Here is a 16,927-nt window from a genome sequence, read left to right on the forward strand (position 1 = left end):
ATAAGCAAATCGCGTTAACGTATTGGGAAATCATTGTGCGACTTAAACTTGTTAGTCTATTAATCATATTGTCAGGGTTATCGGCCTGTAGTACAACCGAAAAACCGACTAAAACCAGTGAAAACCTTAGTTCAGCGACTCGTTCTGCACAATTTCAAGCAACTGATGCACGCTCAATGTACCAACTTGCCTTAAATCGCCAAGGCGCAGATAAAATTCAGTTACTGTATAGCGCACGCGATGCTGCAATTGCAGAACAACGCTGGCCGTTACTTGAGCAAATATGCACTGACCTTGAACAAACTCCCAGCGTTGATCAAATTCAAAACAAACTTTACATCGCCTTTGCACAAAAACAACAGGGTAAAAATACGTTAGCACTTGAGATGCTAGCCACTTTAAATAATAAACTTACTCAAGCTGAGCACTTTGCATGGCATCAGTATTTAACAGGCAGTGTGTATACATCACAAGCGTTACCTAAAAAAGCGATACCTTACTTTTTTAAAGCATCTGAAACCGCCAGCAAAAATAATTTAACTATCCCCGGTTTAAACCAAGCGCTATGGCAAAACTTACAGCAGCTGTCTTCTTACGCTTTAGAGCGTTTTAATCGTGGTTCTGTTGTACAGCAGGGCTGGGTTAATTTAGCGTTATACCACCAAGTGTATTCAGGTACACCCGTTGAACTAGACCAAGCCATTAACAACTGGCAACGACGTTACCCTAGCCACCCTGCATCGGCAGTTTTACCAGAAAAAGACGCTGAGCTGCTCGCCGCTGCCCCCATTAATATTAATCGTTTAGTGGTATTACTGCCGCAGTCCGGTGCTAATCAACGATTGGGAGACGCGTTAAAAGCAGGTATTTTAGGGGCGCTCGATACAAGTGAGATAAATGAAGCAACATTTATTGACGAAATGCTCAGCACTGCACAAATCAATGCCAAACTCAACGAAATACAGCCAAACTTTGTAATTGGCCCACTGCTTAAAGTCAATATAGATAAGCTCACTAATGAACAAGCATTGAAAAACTACCCTACACTGCATTTAAACGCGATTGAAGGTGAACGAACCTCAGCTCAACATTACTTTTTTGCACTCAACCCTGAACATGAAGTACAACAGGCGCTGGAGCACTTTTTAGCACAAGGCTACCAGAAACCGATGTTACTTGCCCCAGACACCAGCGCAGGCCAACGTTTGGTTGATTACTTCAATGTTCAATGGCAACGTTACAGTGAAACCACGCCACAAGTAGGTCTTTATAAAGACAAAAAAGACATGCCAAACACGATCACGGGTTTACTCGAAGTCGCTGAGTCTAAACAGCGTATAAAAGGTGTTAAAGCGCTATTTAAACAAGAAGTAGAAAGTGAAACGCGTTCGCGCAGAGATATTGATGTCATTTACATTTTAGGTGATGCAACAGAAACGCGCTTAATAAAACCCTACTTAGATGTAAATGTCAGTACCTTTGCAGACCGCATTCCTTTGTACGCAAGCTCTAAAAGTCACAGTAAACAAATAGATAGAACAGACAAAGGCGACCTTGATGGTCTATATTTTACAGAGTTACCTTGGATGTTAAACGGTCAAATAGCGAATCAGTCTTTGCGTCAACAATACAACTCGCTTTGGCCTGAGCAAGTCGATATTAGCCAACGCCTATTTGCAATGGCGTATGACTCTGTGGCCTTACTTGATGATCTTAATCAGTTAAGGGTGTTTCCAGGGAAACAATATTCAGGTTTAACCGGGCAATTAAGCATTGCCAGTGACGGCCAAATTAATCGCCAATTAAATTGGGCGCAATACAAAGATAAGCAAATAAAGCCCGTGCAACTTAAAACACAAGCCCCAGTGCCTTTGTTTATGCAAGTTGCAAGCGGTGAATAATTTGCTAAAACCAACAAGGATGTTGTCATGTCGTGGTTTGAACAACTGTGGCAAAATAGCCGAGAAAAAGGCCAATACTATGAGCTAGAAGCTCAAAAGTATTTGCAACAGCAAGGGTTAATTCCCATAGAACGAAATTATAACTGCCCCTATGGTGAACTAGATGTGATAATGCGTGACGGTAACACACTAGTATTTGTTGAAGTTAAATTTCGTAGTAGCCACGCAAGAGGCGGCGCTATTCATGCGTTAGGAAAACAAAAGCAACAACGCCTAAAGCGCACCATTTATCATTATTTAGCGGCCAAGAAGCTACAAAACCAACCGCTAAGAATCGACTTTGTCGCAATAACGGGCGACAAATCGCAACAACTTAATTGGATAAAAAACGTATTTTAATATGCAAGATACAATAAAAGAAATTTTTAAAGAAAGCATTCAAGTACAAATTGCAGCCGGTGAAGTACTTCCAAGTGCTTTAGAAGCCGCGGCATTTACGATTGCGCAAAGCCTTATCAACGGTAACAAGCTAATTTGTTGTGGTACGGCAAGTTGCCATATGCTCGCACAGCATATGGCCGGCGTACTGATAAACTTTTATGAGACTGAACGCCCGTGTTTACCTGCAATAGCGCTTTCTCAAGAGCATATTAACTTAGGTCAGAACAACCAAAGTGAAGACCATGAAACATTTGCACGCCAAATTCGTGCGTTTGCTCAGCAAGGTGACTTATTGTTGGTGTTAGCCAGTAATGGTAATGAAAAAAATATAATTTCTGCTGTGGAAGCTGCACTTACTAAAGATATGAAGGTCATAGTCATGGTAGGTGATGACGGAGGTGAACTTGTTGGCCTACTAGGCGCCAATGACGTAGAAATACGCGTTCCATCTAAACGTCCTAGCCGTATTATTGAATCTCACTTGGTTAATTTACATTGTTTGAGTGAGCTTATCGATTTAACCCTCTTTCCTCAGGATGAAAGTTAATGTTCAAGCAGTCTCTTATTATTATTGGTACCGTTTTATTATTGCAAGGTTGTGCTGCCGCTGTTGTTGTGGGTACCGCAAGCGCCGTTACCGCAGCGAATGACCGCCGTACTATAGGCTCACAAATTGACGACAATAACATTGAAATTAAAAGTGGTATTGCTATTAATGACGTCCCGCGCTTAAAAGATCACACCAACCTTCATGTTATCAGTGTGAATGGTATTGTGTTACTGATTGGCCAAGTGGCGACACAAGAAATGAAAAACGAAGCCATGCAAGCGATTGAGAAAATTCAAGGTATTCGTAAAATTCATAATCAAATTAGGATTGGCTCTAATATAAGTATCAGTACAAAAACACATGATTCATGGTTAACATCAAAAGTTAAAACTCAGTTACTCACTGCTGAAAACATCAGTAGTAATAACATTAAAGTAGTCACTGAAAACGGTGAAGTATTTTTGATGGGGTTAGTCACAGATGCAGAGGCAAATGCTGCGGTGAGTATTGCCCGTAATGTATCTGGCGTAGAACGCGTTATCAAAGTATTTGAATACCTATAAAATCACTTAAAGCCACACGATTTTCTCTCTCTTGTGGCTTTAATTCATAAAGCAAAATATTGAGTGTGTTGCTTTAGCAGAGCGATTTAAGTTTATTAATTATCTCAACATTCGCGGCTGGAAAATTATACTCATCGAGTTTGTCTATATCTACCCACGCACTTTTTTGGCCTTCAGCACCGTGAGCATTTCCTTCAAACTCAGTCACTAAGTGAACATCCAGCTTGACACATTTATCGCCATAATCATGCTCTATGAGCATCAATTCACTTGAGCTGTGAATGGTCAGTGCGACCTCTTCGTGTAATTCCCGTTTAAGCGCCTCAAACACGCTCTCACCGCTTTCAACTTTACCACCTGGAAATTCCCATAAACCGCCTTGGTGCTTATCATCTGGTCGTTTACAGATAAATAATGTATTGCTTGCTTTAATCACACCAACCGCTACATGGACAATTTTTTTGGTCATTGGACACCCTTTTTTAAATTATAAAAAACCGCAATCATTAAGCTTGCTAACGCAGTAAACTACCTAAAACACCACTTGCACAAAGAGAAGTGAATGAGGAAAAGCCAAACAAACCTAGCGCCAAGTCCCTAGAACCTTTGCCTTCCTAGTACCTTCGACTTTTAACCTCTTTGTGAATCAATCTTTCGCGGTGGCAAACTACTCGTCTACAGTAAAACATTAATCCCGAAATTTAACCTTAACTCCCGTAGGCGTTAAGCTTGCTGACGCAGCAAACATCATTGAAATCTTTAAAAATGCGGTGGCAAGCCACTCGCCTACAGACTCATTAAAAAGCAAAAAAGCGACGCATGCGTCGCTTTTTCAACGTTTAAACCAAGGTTACTTTAATTTACCACAACATTGCTTAAACTTTTGGCCTGACCCACACGGACATGGTTCATTACGGCCTACTTTTGGCTCTGTACGAGCTGATACAGTTGCACCCGCTGGCGTTTCACCGCCGACGTGCTCAGCCTCTTCATGCTGGTACTGACGAGGTGCATTTTCACTGCGGCGATGTTGCTCTTCAATCTTTTCAACATCTTCTTCTGCACGTACTTGAACTTTGCTTAAAATACCTACAACATCAACTTTAAGGTTTTCAAGCATTTCAGAGAACAACTCAAATGACTCACGCTTATACTCTTGCTTTGGATTCTTTTGGGCATAACCACGTAAATGGATACCTTGGCGTAGGTGATCCATCGCAGCTAAGTGATCTTTCCAATGCTGATCTAAGCTTTGTAGCATAATCGCTTTTTCAAACTGGCGTAATACAGACTCACCTACTTGCTGCTCTTTCTCTTTATACGCATTCGTAACCGCTTCTTCGATACGCTCACGTAGTTTTTCTTCATAAAGCTTATTATCGTCTGCTAACCATTGAGAAATTGGCAACTCGAGTAAGAAATCTTGCTTGATACGTTCTTCAAGACCTGGGATATCCCACATCTCTGCCAAGCTTTGTGGTGCAATATATTGATCAATTGTATTGCTCAGTACATCACCACGAATCGCCGTAATAGTTTCAGAAATATCACCCTCAACTAGTAGTTCATTACGTTGAGCATACACAACACGACGCTGATCATTGGCTACATCATCGTACTCAAGCAGCTGCTTACGCACATCAAAGTTACGTGCTTCTACTTTACGCTGTGCATTTTCGATTGCGCGGTTAACCCAAGGGTGTTCAATGGCTTCACCACGTTGCATACCAAGTTTACGCATCATGTTAGTCATGCGTTCACCAGCGAATATACGCATTAACGCATCATCCATCGAAAGGTAGAAACGGCTTGAACCTGCATCCCCCTGACGACCCGAACGACCACGTAGCTGGTTATCAATACGACGCGACTCATGACGTTCCGTACCAATAATATGTAGACCACCGGCTGCAATAACTGCATCATGACGAATTTGCCATGCGGCTTTGATTTCAGCTATTTTCTCATCCGTTGGATTATCAAGTTTTTCAACTTCACTGTTCCAGTTACCACCGAGTACGATATCCGTACCACGGCCTGCCATGTTGGTTGCAATGGTTACTGTACCAGGTAAACCAGCATCAGAGACGATATCCGCTTCTTGAGCATGGAATTTTGCATTCAATACGTTGTGCTTGATTTTTTCTTTACGTAAAAACTGCGATAAATACTCAGAACTTTCAATCGAAATAGTACCGACCAATACAGGCTGTCCGCGCTCTTGGCAATCTTTGATATCTACTAAAATGGCTTCGTATTTTTCATCTTGCGTTAGATACACTAAATCAGCACGATCATCACGGATCATCGGCTTATTTGTTGGCATTACAACGGTATCTAGGCCATAGATTGACTGAAATTCAAATGCTTCAGTGTCGGCAGTACCAGTCATGCCCGCAAGTGTATCGTAAATACGGAAGTAGTTTTGGAACGTAATTGATGCCAATGTTTGGTTTTCGTTTTGAATTTTTACACCTTCTTTTGCTTCAACAGCTTGGTGCAAACCTTCAGACCAACGACGCCCTTCCATTGTACGGCCAGTGTGCTCATCAACAATGATGACTTCGTTTTCTTTAACAACGTAATCAATGTCTTTTTGATAGAGTTTATGGGCACGTAACGCGGCATAAATGTGGCTAAGTAACGTAATGCTACCTGCTGAATAAAGCGAATCGCCCTCTTCAATTAAGCCTCGTTCGGTGAGTAATTCTTCAACTTTAATTTGACCACGTTCAGTCAAATGAACTTGTTTTGATTTTTCATCAATCGTGAAATCACCATCACCCTCAACACCTTCTTCGTCTTCTTTTTCTTGTAATTCAAGTAAAGGAACAATGGTGTTAATTTCAGTGTAAAGCTGCGAACTATCTTCAGCTGGTCCTGAAATAATAAGCGGTGTTCGTGCCTCATCGATTAAGATTGAATCCACTTCATCTACAACAGCAAAGTAAAGTGGGCGCTGAACGCGTTCATCAATACTGAACGCCATGTTATCGCGTAAATAATCAAAACCAAATTCGTTATTTGTACCGTAAGTAATATCCGCTTCGTAAGCTTGCTTCTTCTGCTGCGGCATCATGCCGGGTACATTACAGCCTACTGTTAAGCCTAAAAACTCAAACAATGGACGGTTAGTTTCAGCATCACGCTTAGCAAGGTAATCATTCACCGTAATAACGTGAACGCCTTTGCCTGTTAAGCCTCGAAGGTAAGCGGGTAAACTTGCGGTAAGGGTTTTACCCTCACCCGTACGCATTTCTGCGATGCGGCCTTGGTGTAATACCATGCCACCTAAAAGCTGCACGTCAAAGTGGCGCATGCCATTAACACGTTTTGATGCTTCACGGACTACTGCAAATGCCTCTGGCAAAATGTCATCAAGGCTTTGCCCGTTATCGTAACGCTCTCTAAATTCTGCTGTTTTGGCTTTTAAATCTTCGTCTGAAAGCGCTTCTAGTTGCGTTTCAAGCGCGTTGATTAGCGCGACCGTCTTTCTTAAATTTTTAATAGTGCGGTCATTGCGACTACCAAAAATCTTGGTAAATAAATTAGATATCATGATAAAACCGTTACAATGTATTCTTTGTTAGCCGAGCATCGGCCAACCCATTTTATGCACCCAAGAAGTTTGGGGATGATTACTAATTAATATACTGCTCATAAAAAGAACATATTAATTAGTAATTTTAATAAACGCTGTTAATTTCAGCGTTTATATCGTGCGCTACTATACCAGACTCTGCGAAACAACGAACTATCAGTTGATAAAGTTAGCCACTTTTAATAGAAAAAATTCAAATATGCCGTAAAGATAACTTTAACCCAGTAGCAGAGCCTATATTTACTAGAATGATATGGAGGTACATGAATAAAAAATCAAGAGGGAGGAATAAGAACTTAGGTTCTAGGTTCTAGGTTCTAGGTTCTAGGTTCTTAAATACTGTTGCCAACGCTAGATACTTAGCAATGCGTTTATTTTTTCCCATGCTTGGCTAGGCGCTCTAACTTCTCACGTAGTGACGGCGGCGCATTTTGTGCAATAGCAGTTAGGTAATCAGAAGTTTGCTCACTCATAGGAAGTTTTTTTGCTGTGGTATTATTTGCAGACTTTGAGGCATTATTTTGAGTTAATCGTTGGCTTGATTGTGGGTTAGCAGTAATTTTAATTTGCCCAAGCTCAGCCATTCCCGCACCACGAAAATGTGACAGCAGATCCATTTTCAAATAATTTAAACGAAGTGCAATTGGCGCCGATACCGCCTCAATCATTAATGTACCGTCGCGATAATTACTCACTCTGCACTTATCAGCCAGGTTAGGACTTAAAAACTCAGTTAACAGTGTTTGCTGTTTATCGAGCGCTTGGCTTTTACCCGCATAATTAGATAAACGGCCACTGAGACCAGCCATAATATCGTTCAACGGTTTTGGCGCGTATTTATCTTTAGCCATCACAACACCAATAAAAAAGTTAAGGGTTAGATTTTAATTCAATACAGCGCCTATTACCACCAAGTAAATGTTAACACCCATAGGCGTTAAGCTTGCTGACGCACAAATATTAATAAACATCTAAAACGCAGTAGCAAGCCACTCGTCCACAAGTAAATGTTAATACCCTTAGGCGTTAAGCATGCTGACGCAACAAACACCAATAAATACCTAAAACGCGGTGGCAAGCCACTCGCCTACAAGTAAATGTTAACACCCGTAGGCGTTAAGCTTGCTGACGCAACAAACACCAATAAATATCTAAAACGCGGTGGCAAGCCACTCGTCTACAAGTAAATGTTAACACCCGTAGGCGTTAAGATTGCTGACGCAACAAACAAAATTAATCCAAGTAGCAACAATTCCAAAATGGATAGTCACCTATATTTTTTACCAACCTAGCTCTCAAAGGATTTGCAACGATATACCGAGCCTGCTGAATTAAGTCACTTTCAGCTCTAATTTTATGATCATAAAAATTAGGCTGCCATATCCGTCCGCTCAACCCTCTCTCCCTGTTTACTTTTAATGTGGATATACTTTTAAACTGCCCAATCAAGTTCGACAAACTCATAGCTTCATCTTGTAACTGAAAGAGCCAATGTAAGTGATCAGGCATTAATGAAAAGCAAATGGTTGATGCTCTCTTACTTTCGCTAAATTGATATATTTGTTACGAAACAACACAAGCAGTTTCAAAGTTTGTAAAAATGGGAGCACGCTGCTCACAACAAATAGTGATTGAATAATAACTATAACGTGAAGAATATCGCCCCTTTACTCTTTTATTACTATCAAACATGAGTCCCTCCATTAGACACATTTAATAATAGTAGCATGTGAATAAAAACCAAACTCATCATAAAACGCGGTGGCAAGCCACTCGCCTACAAGTAAATGTTAACACCCGTAGGCGTTAAGCTTGCTGACGCAACAAACACCAATAAATACCTAAAACGCGGTGGCAAGCCACTCGCCTACAAGTAAGTTTTAACACCCGTAGGCGTTAAGCTTGCTGACGCAACAAACACCAATAAATACTTAAAATGCGGTGGCAAGCCTCTCGCCTACAAGTTAATTAGGTACAAATAAACCTTTGGTGCTACACTTTTTAAATCCAATAAAAGGAATTAACTATGCGAATAAAACACCACGGAGCGGTGAATGGCGTTACAGGTTCATGCCATGAACTGCACATTAGCGACAAAACATCTATATTAATTGATTGTGGGCTATTTCAAGGGGAAGACGCGGGAGTCGACCTCTCTATCAACTTTGATATATCAACCGTTACGGCGCTTATTGTTACCCACTGCCACATTGATCACGTAGGCCGAATACCCTACTTATTTGCTGCTGGCTTTACCGGGCCCATATTTACCTCTGTCGCATCTGCAAGCTTACTCCCACTTGTCATTGAAGATGCTTTAAAAGTGGGCGTTACGCGGGATCAAACCATAATCAATGCGTGTTTAGGGTTACTGAAAAAGCGCATCATAAAGGTGGAATTTAATACGTGGTTTGAATTACCCGTTAATAACCACGAACTCGCGAAAGCACGGCTACAAAGAGCGGGGCATATTTTAGGCTCTGCTTATGTTGAAATAGATATTGGTAAAAAGCCATCAAGCCATAGAGTTGTATTTTCAGGTGATTTAGGTGCACCGTATACGCCGTTATTACCAAGCCCAAAAGCCCCCTATAAAGCGGATACACTGGTTATAGAATCAACCTACGGTGATAAAAAGCATCAAGGCCGTAAACATCGCACTCAAACCTTAAAGACTATAATTGAACAAGCAGTGTCGGATAACGGTGTTGTGCTTATTCCCGCGTTCAGTATAGGTAGAACACAAGAGCTACTTTACGAATTAGAGCAGTTAATACATCACTCAAGTAAGCAATCCACATGGCGCACAATTGAGGTAATTATAGACTCCCCTATGGCGGCAAATTTTACCCAGCAATATCGCCAGTTTAAAAACTTATGGGATGCTGAAGCCAAACAACGCGTAGCAAGCGGCCGACACCCACTCAACTTTGAAAGCCTTCATACCATTGATAGCCATAAGGAACATTTGGCCGTTATCAATTATTTACGCAGCCGAAAACAGCCCGCAATTATTCTTGCAGCCAGTGGCATGTGTACAGGTGGCCGAATAGTTAATTATTTAGATGCATTTTTAGCAGATAAAACCACTGATGTAATTTTTGTTGGCTACCAAGGGCGCGGTACTTTGGGGCGAGATATTCAAACATACGGCCCGAAAAACGGCTATGTAGAAATTAACGATAAAAAGGTAAACATAAACGCGAAAGTACACACTATAAGTGGCTACAGCGCCCATGCAGATCAAAATGGCTTAATAAAATTTGTAACAGGCATGCGTAAAAAGCCCAGCCATATAAAAATAGTGCACGGTGATGATAAAGCAAAACAGGTATTGGCAAATAAATATAGAGAGGTATTGGGGGAAGGAGTTAAAATTGAAATTGCGAAAGGTTAATTACTAGGTGCTAGGTTAACAGCGATTTGAAATTAAAAATGTGAATCCAAAACAGCCATAAAAAAAGCCGCATAAATACGGCTTTTAGGCTTAATCCCTAATAGGAACTAACAAAAATATTAGTTACCGCCAGTACCACCAGTACCACCGGTAGATACAGCACACTCAATGCTTTCAGTACGCACTTCGTCAGTACCGTCTGCTGTTACAGTGAATGCTGCATCAGCGATAGAAGATAAGCTACCTTTGTACTTAACAGTTACGTTGTACGTTTCGCCCTCAACCATATTGTTAAGTGCATAGTTACCAGTACCATCACCTTTTGCTACTTTAGATGCTTTATTAGCACGACTATATTTAACTAATGCACCAGACGCACCAACAGAAACGTCAGTATCATTGCTACACACAGCTGTAACATTAAGTGTTTCTGATTGGAAAACCACATCTGGCGCAGTTAATGCAACGTTTACATCACCACAAATTGCCACTTCAGAAACAGAATCAAACCAAACATTACCTTCAATATCACGAACTCGAACACGAGTTTCTGCTGTATCACTGATGCCAAAGAATGAAACCCAAGGTGTAGGTACTGTTAAATTACCTTTAACACCTGGTAAAGTAGCATCGATATCTGATGAGCTAATACGTAGGTTCAAACCTGTTGGAGATGGGAATGTATCTCCAGAGAAAAGGAAGCGCACTGGCGTAGCACACACAGGTGATGAAGTAGTAGCAGCAAAGAATGTTAAATGGTCAGTTGTAAAACTACCTACTTCACCAACAACAGTTACATCTTGGTCTTCTGCAGTCCACACACCAGTGTCTTCATTTTGTGATGAAAGATCAAGTGTTGCAGCAGAGCCCTCTTTTACAGCCATATCAACATTAATTGGGCTAGAGAATTTTTTAATTTTAACGCCATCAGCGTTAACCATCTCAACACTGGTTACACCTGATGGTGTGAGTACTGTTGTAGAATCAGCACTGTTTAAGCCTTGTGGTACGATGGCAGCAGCTGCTGCTGAACCTGGCTTAGCCGTTGTTACCTTAACAGTAACAGTACCCGTTACTGGAGCACCGTTAGCATCTTGCAACACAGTGTTTGCAGGGATTACAATTTTAGACGAAGCGCCATCACCATTATCTACAGGCACTTCAATGTCTGTAGCACTAGTACCATCTTCGCTGATGGTTGCTTCAACAGGAGTGGCAATTGCAAGGCCTTCTGCATCAGTTGATGTTAAACCTAATTCAACAGATACATCGCCTGCACTAAGCTCAGATAAATCAACAACAAACGCTTTTGATACATAGTTTTCAGCTGTAATAACAGCTGTAACTTGGCTTAAATCAACGCCGTCTTTAATTTGAAAAACAAAGCTGCCGTCTTCAGAGTCAACAGTTGCCGTTACATTACCATCAACATCAACGATGTTTTCAGATGCTACGCCTGCTTCAAAAAACGAGATTGTTGAAGGAAGGGCTGCTGCATCTTCTAAATCAACTACGTTGCCGTAAACAACAGCGCCCAAAGCAGCTGGCTGCTCAGGTGGTACTACGACTTCTGGCTCAGGACCTGGGCCAGGAGGTGTATATTCGTTGCTATCGTCGTCACTAAAACAACCAGTAAGAGCGAAAGCAGATGCTATAGACAGGGCTAGTAGCGATTTTTTGTTAGTAAACATAGGGAGTCCTTTTATTCCTTTATATAAACAATCAATAAGTAAGGTTTTTATACTCGTTAATATAGTAGCGTGTACTTTTAAAAAGTATAGCTATAACGCAACAAAAAGAGTAAAAAAACAACATTTTTTACTTTTGTAGTACGTTTAGAGCGTAATGCGCTAAACAATTAATTAATTCGTAACAATCATATAGACTAACCTGTAATTTGTACAATAGTTAGCCTAATAAATTCATTCTTGATACTTCAGATAAGCTTCTTTTAAGCGTGGTAAATGCTTGTACACATAATCACTCGATAAGCGGCCTTGATTAAAAAATGTTTTATCAAGGCCAACAATGCTACTGGGGGCATACAACTGATTAAACACTAATCGGTTATGCGATTTACCCACTTGCGTACCAATACTATGGCGGTACGCCTCATTACCTTTTACTTGGCCAAAGCGAGTAACCGACATATCTTTGCGCGGCGTGAGTGGAATACTAATGGCTGCACCGGCCCTTTGCGCACGAGAGTCTTCATAAAACACAGCTAAGTAGCTATCACCAAACCAAAAGCGGCTTTCTAATTTATAACCACTGTCTTCGTACCAGAAGTCACCAGCTTTAGCATGAAACGTAATGTCTTGCTCAACCCAATTATATTGGTAATTGATCATTTGATAGCTACGACTTCCACGGTAATTTTCATACTGGAAAGAGCCAAATTTAAAACTTACCTTATGCCTACCTGCATCACTTACCCAAGTGGTTTCGTTACTAATGCCTTTATAATCATAAAAATCTTTTATGTAACCCACTTGGGTTTGGTTATAAAAACCAAACGGCAATACAAATGTTTGATAAAACAATGCACGATCAAATTGGGTTTCTTTGCGGTAATTTTTAAATGGCTTATATTCGCCGTAATCATCACTGTTAGTTATATTAACTTGGCCACCTAAAATTACCCCACCACCTTGCCAAAGTGGCACCTCTAAATCAGCCCTAATGGCAGCTGAGTAATCCAAAACCCCCAAATCCGTAGCATAGGTATTACTAATAGTGGGGGCTAGCGTTAAACGCGGTTTAAAATAAGGCGAGCTAGAATCAGTTGTACCAACCCATATAAGGCCTTGTGGCTCTAATGCAGCCCCTTGTGTGATCAGCAAATCAGGTGAGATATTATTGCTAACAAATTCACGGTAGCTCTCTACTTTGCCAACAATATTTAACAGTGCAATATCATACTTATTTAACTGAACACTAAACTCAGCCCCGTCTAAAGTAACCAGTTCACTGACACGGCCAAGCACAACACCGAGTGCATCAATATCGTTACGGTTGTAAATGGAGTTTTCAAATTCAACATACAACTGTTTGCTGTTATTAAACGCTACACGCACATTTTCAAAGCCATCTTCAACGAGGGCTAACTTTAAATTAGCCGCCTGCGAGTTCAGTTCGCCTAACTGGAGATTGTGCTCTGTATTTTTAGCTATTTTAGGTAAGGTACGTACTTGTGGTTCAACCTTAGGCGCTATATAATCGCCCCAAGCAGCACGTGTTTTACTATTACTCTTTGATATAAGGCTTTTTTGTTCAACAGGTAACTGGGTAGTTATTGGACTTATTGGTGGCTTAGGTTGGCTTTGTGTTATTTTATTTGTTTGTATACTAGGCGCCGCTTCAATAGGTTGCTGGTAATTAACTTCATCACTCAGTGGCAAAGTAAAGTTTATACCCCAATAATTACTGGTATCTGTAGAGAACTCCGTGCTGCTATAAAAGCGGCTTGTTAGCGTGATTTCACCAATATCATATAGCCACACTTTTGGTATAGTAACACGAGCAGCCGCATTAACAGCCTCAGCATCGTACTCGGTCAATAAGCTAAACCACTCAAACGGTTGCCATTCAACTCCCGCAAATGCCCCATTCATCTCGCCAGTTAATCGGTCGCTCGTGCCAACCCCCGCGCTAAACCTAAAATCCCATAGCTCTTTTGAGGCAACTGCATAAATAGTTTTGTAATTATTGGCAGCCCCACCAATGTCTTTCATGCCCACGGCTACACTCAGCCAATTTTTAGGAATGTACGGTAATTGGTATTTAGCATTAAAGGATAAATCACGAGTTTGCCCACGCCCTTCAGCATAAAACAGATTATCGTGCATAGAATTTGACGCAACCTGACCACTTACCTCAAAACCTTCAAATAAACCAGCGGAGACTATAAAATTATGGCCATCCATGTACCTTTGGCCTCGAAAATCAAGCTGATTATTATAACCAAAATCTACAACGCCTGTACCTAACACCTGCGCATTAGGCGTATTTATAATACCAGTATAACCTGCAAATGATTGAAGGTGTTTTATTTCATCGGCAGCGAGTGGCAAGCTAAGTGCAACTGCACAGCTTAAAAACAAGGTATTTAGTTTAGGCATGAATGATCCGCTTTTAAATTATTATGTCCATGGACGTCTTTAAAGTTTAAAGCCGAACGATATAAGTCGCAAGCTTTAATAGATTACGTTGGGGCTCGGGTTAGGGCTATCAAAAAGATATTGTGTTAATACGTGAACGAGGTAAATTTAAATCAAAAGTATAACTTAACATAGTAGGCATGGGGCTAACGAAGTGGCAAACCACTAACCTACAAGCTAATAGATTAACCCAAATACATATTTTAACACCGTAGGCGTTAAGCTTGCTGACGCAAAAAAAGCCGATAACCCTTTAAAATAAGGAGCAAGCCATTCACCTACAATTAAATTATAATCCTTTAGCCTACGCAAAAAAACAACCCCAAAAGCTTATGTTTAACTCTTAATGCTCACTACTTTTTTATCATTTTTTTCTGGCAATTGCTTTTTCGCATTCCAAACCAAATCACATATACCATCGGTTGGGTTAAACCCAGTAGGGGCATCTAGCAACAGCTGTCGAATTGTTTCATGATCAAAGTTATGACACGCGATATCGAGAGCTTCTAAAAACACGTTAAGCTCTGCAAAGGGCAGCATTGCTTCATTTGCAGTCATAATACGCTCATGAGTCGTTTCGCCAACATTATTGCCAATCAATAATTCTTCATAAAGTTTTTCACCTGGGCGAAGGCCTGTGCATTTAATTTCAATGTCGCCATGAGGGTTGGTATCATCTTTAACTTCAAAACCCGATAATCGCACCATTTTTGAGGCTAAATCTTTAATTTTTACTGATTCGCCCATATCAAGCACAAATACATCGCCGCCTTTCCCCATCGAGCCTGCCTGAATAACAAGTTGCGCAGCTTCTGGTATGGTCATAAAAAAGCGGGTTATATCAGGATGAGTTAACGTAATTGGCCCCCCCTCTTTTATTTGGCGCCTAAATAAAGGCACTACTGAACCTGATGACCCTAATACATTACCAAATCGAACCATACAAAAACGCGTTTTGTGCTTAACCCCTTTGTTTTGAGCAAGACCTTGTAACACAAGCTCAGCCATTCGTTTTGTTGCACCCATTACGTTGGTTGGGCGCACCGCTTTATCAGTAGATATTAATACAAAGGTTTCAACACTAGCATTAATAGCTGCTTTTGCCGCATAGTAAGTACCGAATACATTATTACGCACACCCTCTACTACATTATGCTCCACTAATGGCACATGCTTGTATGCAGCTGCGTGATACACCGTTTGCACACTAAATGCCATCATCACGGTTTCAATGCGGTTTATACGTTGTACGGAGCCCATTATAGGAATAAGTTCGAGGTCGATATTGTTATTAATTACATACTCATGGAGCTCTTTTTCTATGGAATATAAACCAAACTCAGAGATTTCAAATAACACTAACTTCCTAGGCTGAAGCCGAACTATTTGCCTACATAACTCTGAGCCAATTGATCCACCAGCACCACTCACCATCACTATTTTATTTGTTACGTTAGCGGCCATAAGCTCAGACTTGGGGGTAACCGGATCTCGACCTAGTAAATCTTCAATCTCAACGTCTCTAAATTCAGATAGCTTTGCTTTACCTTCAACAACATCAGCCATACCTGGGATGGAAAGTACCTTAATTGTAAGAGGTTCTAGCTGTGCTAGTACCTCTTTACGGCGAGCACGTGTGGCACTCGGTAAAGCTAATAACACTTTTGTCGCTTTGCCTTTATTTATTAAGTCGTAAACACCTTTAAAGCTAATTACCGGTATACCTTGAATAATTGAACCTTGCTTTGTCTCATCGTCATCAATAAAGGCACGTACAAAATATTCAGGGCCAGCGCCTAATGCAGTCGCTAATTGCCTACCAGCGGAGCCTGCGCCATAAATAATAACTGACTCTTTATTTGCTGTAGCTATTTTACCAATCAGTGCACGTACTAAAATACGTGAACCACCTACAGTTAATAGACAAAGCCAAGCAAATATAAATGGCATAGTTCGCGGTATACTCACGCCTACAAAAAACGACAGTAAAACGAGCGCCACCGTAGTTATAATGGTTCCAAGCACAATTGCCCACAACGCTTGAGCATTCATATATCTTAGGACAGCTCGATATAAACCTAAATTAATAAACGCAAATAAAGCTGTGGGCACCAGCAAAGCTAAGAGTAGCCAATTATTCAAATTATCAAAGGGCTCTAGGCTATCCAGACGAACAATTAAAGCCAACCAGAATGCAGCTGCAATGAATAAAGAATCTATCAATAAAGTGATGGTACGCTTTGTGTTTCGTGAAGCGTTTAATATAGAGCGCATAAGACTGTCCATTGTGGTCTCTCATAAAAAATTAAATATC

Annotated in this window: 12 protein-coding genes; 5 read left to right on the forward strand and 7 right to left on the reverse strand. The window is 40.8% G+C overall.

Annotated elements, in window-relative coordinates:
• The first annotated feature begins 35 nt into the window (after positions 1–35).
• From ATS75_RS10400 to dolP, 4 genes are read left to right on the forward strand one after another with little or no spacing between them, the layout of a single operon-like run.
• Positions 36–1,901 carry a penicillin-binding protein activator gene (locus tag ATS75_RS10400; RefSeq protein ID WP_058560384.1) on the forward strand — a complete coding sequence of 622 codons (1,866 nt, stop codon included), beginning with the start codon at positions 36–38 and terminating at the stop codon, positions 1,899–1,901.
• 27 nt (positions 1,902–1,928) lie between these two features.
• The gene (locus tag ATS75_RS10405; RefSeq protein ID WP_058560385.1) at positions 1,929–2,300 is read left to right on the forward strand and encodes a YraN family protein; all 372 of its coding nucleotides are present in this window, start codon (positions 1,929–1,931) and stop codon (positions 2,298–2,300) included.
• A 1-nt stretch (position 2,301) separates the two neighbouring features.
• Positions 2,302–2,889 carry an SIS domain-containing protein gene (locus ATS75_RS10410; protein WP_058560386.1) on the forward strand — a complete coding sequence of 196 codons (588 nt, stop codon included), beginning with the start codon at positions 2,302–2,304 and terminating at the stop codon, positions 2,887–2,889.
• Positions 2,889–3,455 carry a division/outer membrane stress-associated lipid-binding lipoprotein gene (gene dolP, locus ATS75_RS10415; RefSeq protein WP_058560387.1) on the forward strand — a complete coding sequence of 189 codons (567 nt, stop codon included), beginning with the start codon at positions 2,889–2,891 and terminating at the stop codon, positions 3,453–3,455. The genes ATS75_RS10410 and dolP overlap by 1 nt, the downstream gene beginning before the upstream one ends.
• A gap of 73 nt (positions 3,456–3,528) precedes the next feature.
• Here the strand turns inward: dolP and mutT are convergent, their stop codons facing one another.
• The 4 genes from mutT to ATS75_RS10435 all read right to left on the reverse strand — a co-directional run bounded on the left by mutT (position 3,529) and on the right by ATS75_RS10435 (position 8,616).
• Positions 3,529–3,924 (reverse strand): 8-oxo-dGTP diphosphatase MutT, encoded by a 396-nt coding sequence (gene mutT, locus ATS75_RS10420; RefSeq protein ID WP_058560388.1) that lies wholly within the window; start codon positions 3,922–3,924, stop codon positions 3,529–3,531.
• Between the two features lie 381 nt (positions 3,925–4,305).
• Positions 4,306–7,014: a preprotein translocase subunit SecA gene (gene secA / locus ATS75_RS10425; protein ID WP_058560389.1), complete on the reverse strand. Its 2,709-nt coding sequence runs from the start codon at positions 7,012–7,014 to the stop codon at positions 4,306–4,308.
• A gap of 413 nt (positions 7,015–7,427) precedes the next feature.
• Entirely contained in the window at positions 7,428–7,907 is a 480-nt protein-coding gene (locus ATS75_RS10430) for a DUF721 domain-containing protein (RefSeq protein ID WP_058560390.1), read from the reverse strand.
• A gap of 382 nt (positions 7,908–8,289) precedes the next feature.
• A complete protein-coding gene (locus ATS75_RS10435; RefSeq protein WP_161936897.1) occupies positions 8,290–8,616 on the reverse strand; it encodes an REP-associated tyrosine transposase in 327 nt (108 codons plus the stop codon).
• Positions 8,617–9,082: 466 nt separating this feature from the next.
• Between ATS75_RS10435 and ATS75_RS10440 the strand changes: the two genes are divergently transcribed.
• Positions 9,083–10,453 carry an MBL fold metallo-hydrolase RNA specificity domain-containing protein gene (locus ATS75_RS10440; RefSeq protein ID WP_058560392.1) on the forward strand — a complete coding sequence of 457 codons (1,371 nt, stop codon included), beginning with the start codon at positions 9,083–9,085 and terminating at the stop codon, positions 10,451–10,453.
• Between the two features lie 119 nt (positions 10,454–10,572).
• Here ATS75_RS10440 and ATS75_RS10445 read toward each other — a convergent pair whose 3' ends face one another.
• From ATS75_RS10445 to ATS75_RS10455, 3 genes are all read right to left on the reverse strand, one after another.
• A complete protein-coding gene (locus tag ATS75_RS10445; RefSeq protein WP_058560393.1) occupies positions 10,573–12,144 on the reverse strand; it encodes a hypothetical protein in 1,572 nt (523 codons plus the stop codon).
• Between the two features lie 231 nt (positions 12,145–12,375).
• Positions 12,376–14,574 carry a YjbH domain-containing protein gene (locus tag ATS75_RS10450; protein WP_058560394.1) on the reverse strand — a complete coding sequence of 733 codons (2,199 nt, stop codon included), beginning with the start codon at positions 14,572–14,574 and terminating at the stop codon, positions 12,376–12,378.
• Between the two features lie 375 nt (positions 14,575–14,949).
• Positions 14,950–16,899, reverse strand: coding sequence for a polysaccharide biosynthesis protein (locus ATS75_RS10455; RefSeq protein ID WP_058560395.1), 1,950 nt, complete (start codon positions 16,897–16,899; stop codon positions 14,950–14,952).
• Between the last annotated feature and the right edge of the window lie 28 nt (positions 16,900–16,927).

It is taken from the genome of Pseudoalteromonas sp. H105 (genome assembly GCF_001469215.1).
Lineage (GTDB): Bacteria > Pseudomonadota > Gammaproteobacteria > Enterobacterales > Alteromonadaceae > Pseudoalteromonas.

Coding starts and splice junctions, on each gene's coding strand:
- ATS75_RS10405 (WP_058560385.1), top strand. CDS start 1,929: ATGTCGTGGTTTGAACAACTGTGGCAAAATAGCCGAGAAAAAGGCCAA.
- ATS75_RS10410 (WP_058560386.1), top strand. CDS start 2,302: ATGCAAGATACAATAAAAGAAATTTTTAAAGAAAGCATTCAAGTACAA.
- dolP (WP_058560387.1), top strand. CDS start 2,889: ATGTTCAAGCAGTCTCTTATTATTATTGGTACCGTTTTATTATTGCAA.
- mutT (WP_058560388.1), bottom strand. CDS start 3,924: ATGACCAAAAAAATTGTCCATGTAGCGGTTGGTGTGATTAAAGCAAGC.
- secA (WP_058560389.1), bottom strand. CDS start 7,014: ATGATATCTAATTTATTTACCAAGATTTTTGGTAGTCGCAATGACCGC.
- ATS75_RS10430 (WP_058560390.1), bottom strand. CDS start 7,907: ATGGCTAAAGATAAATACGCGCCAAAACCGTTGAACGATATTATGGCT.
- ATS75_RS10440 (WP_058560392.1), top strand. CDS start 9,083: ATGCGAATAAAACACCACGGAGCGGTGAATGGCGTTACAGGTTCATGC.
- ATS75_RS10445 (WP_058560393.1), bottom strand. CDS start 12,144: ATGTTTACTAACAAAAAATCGCTACTAGCCCTGTCTATAGCATCTGCT.
- ATS75_RS10450 (WP_058560394.1), bottom strand. CDS start 14,574: ATGCCTAAACTAAATACCTTGTTTTTAAGCTGTGCAGTTGCACTTAGC.
- ATS75_RS10455 (WP_058560395.1), bottom strand. CDS start 16,899: ATGGACAGTCTTATGCGCTCTATATTAAACGCTTCACGAAACACAAAG.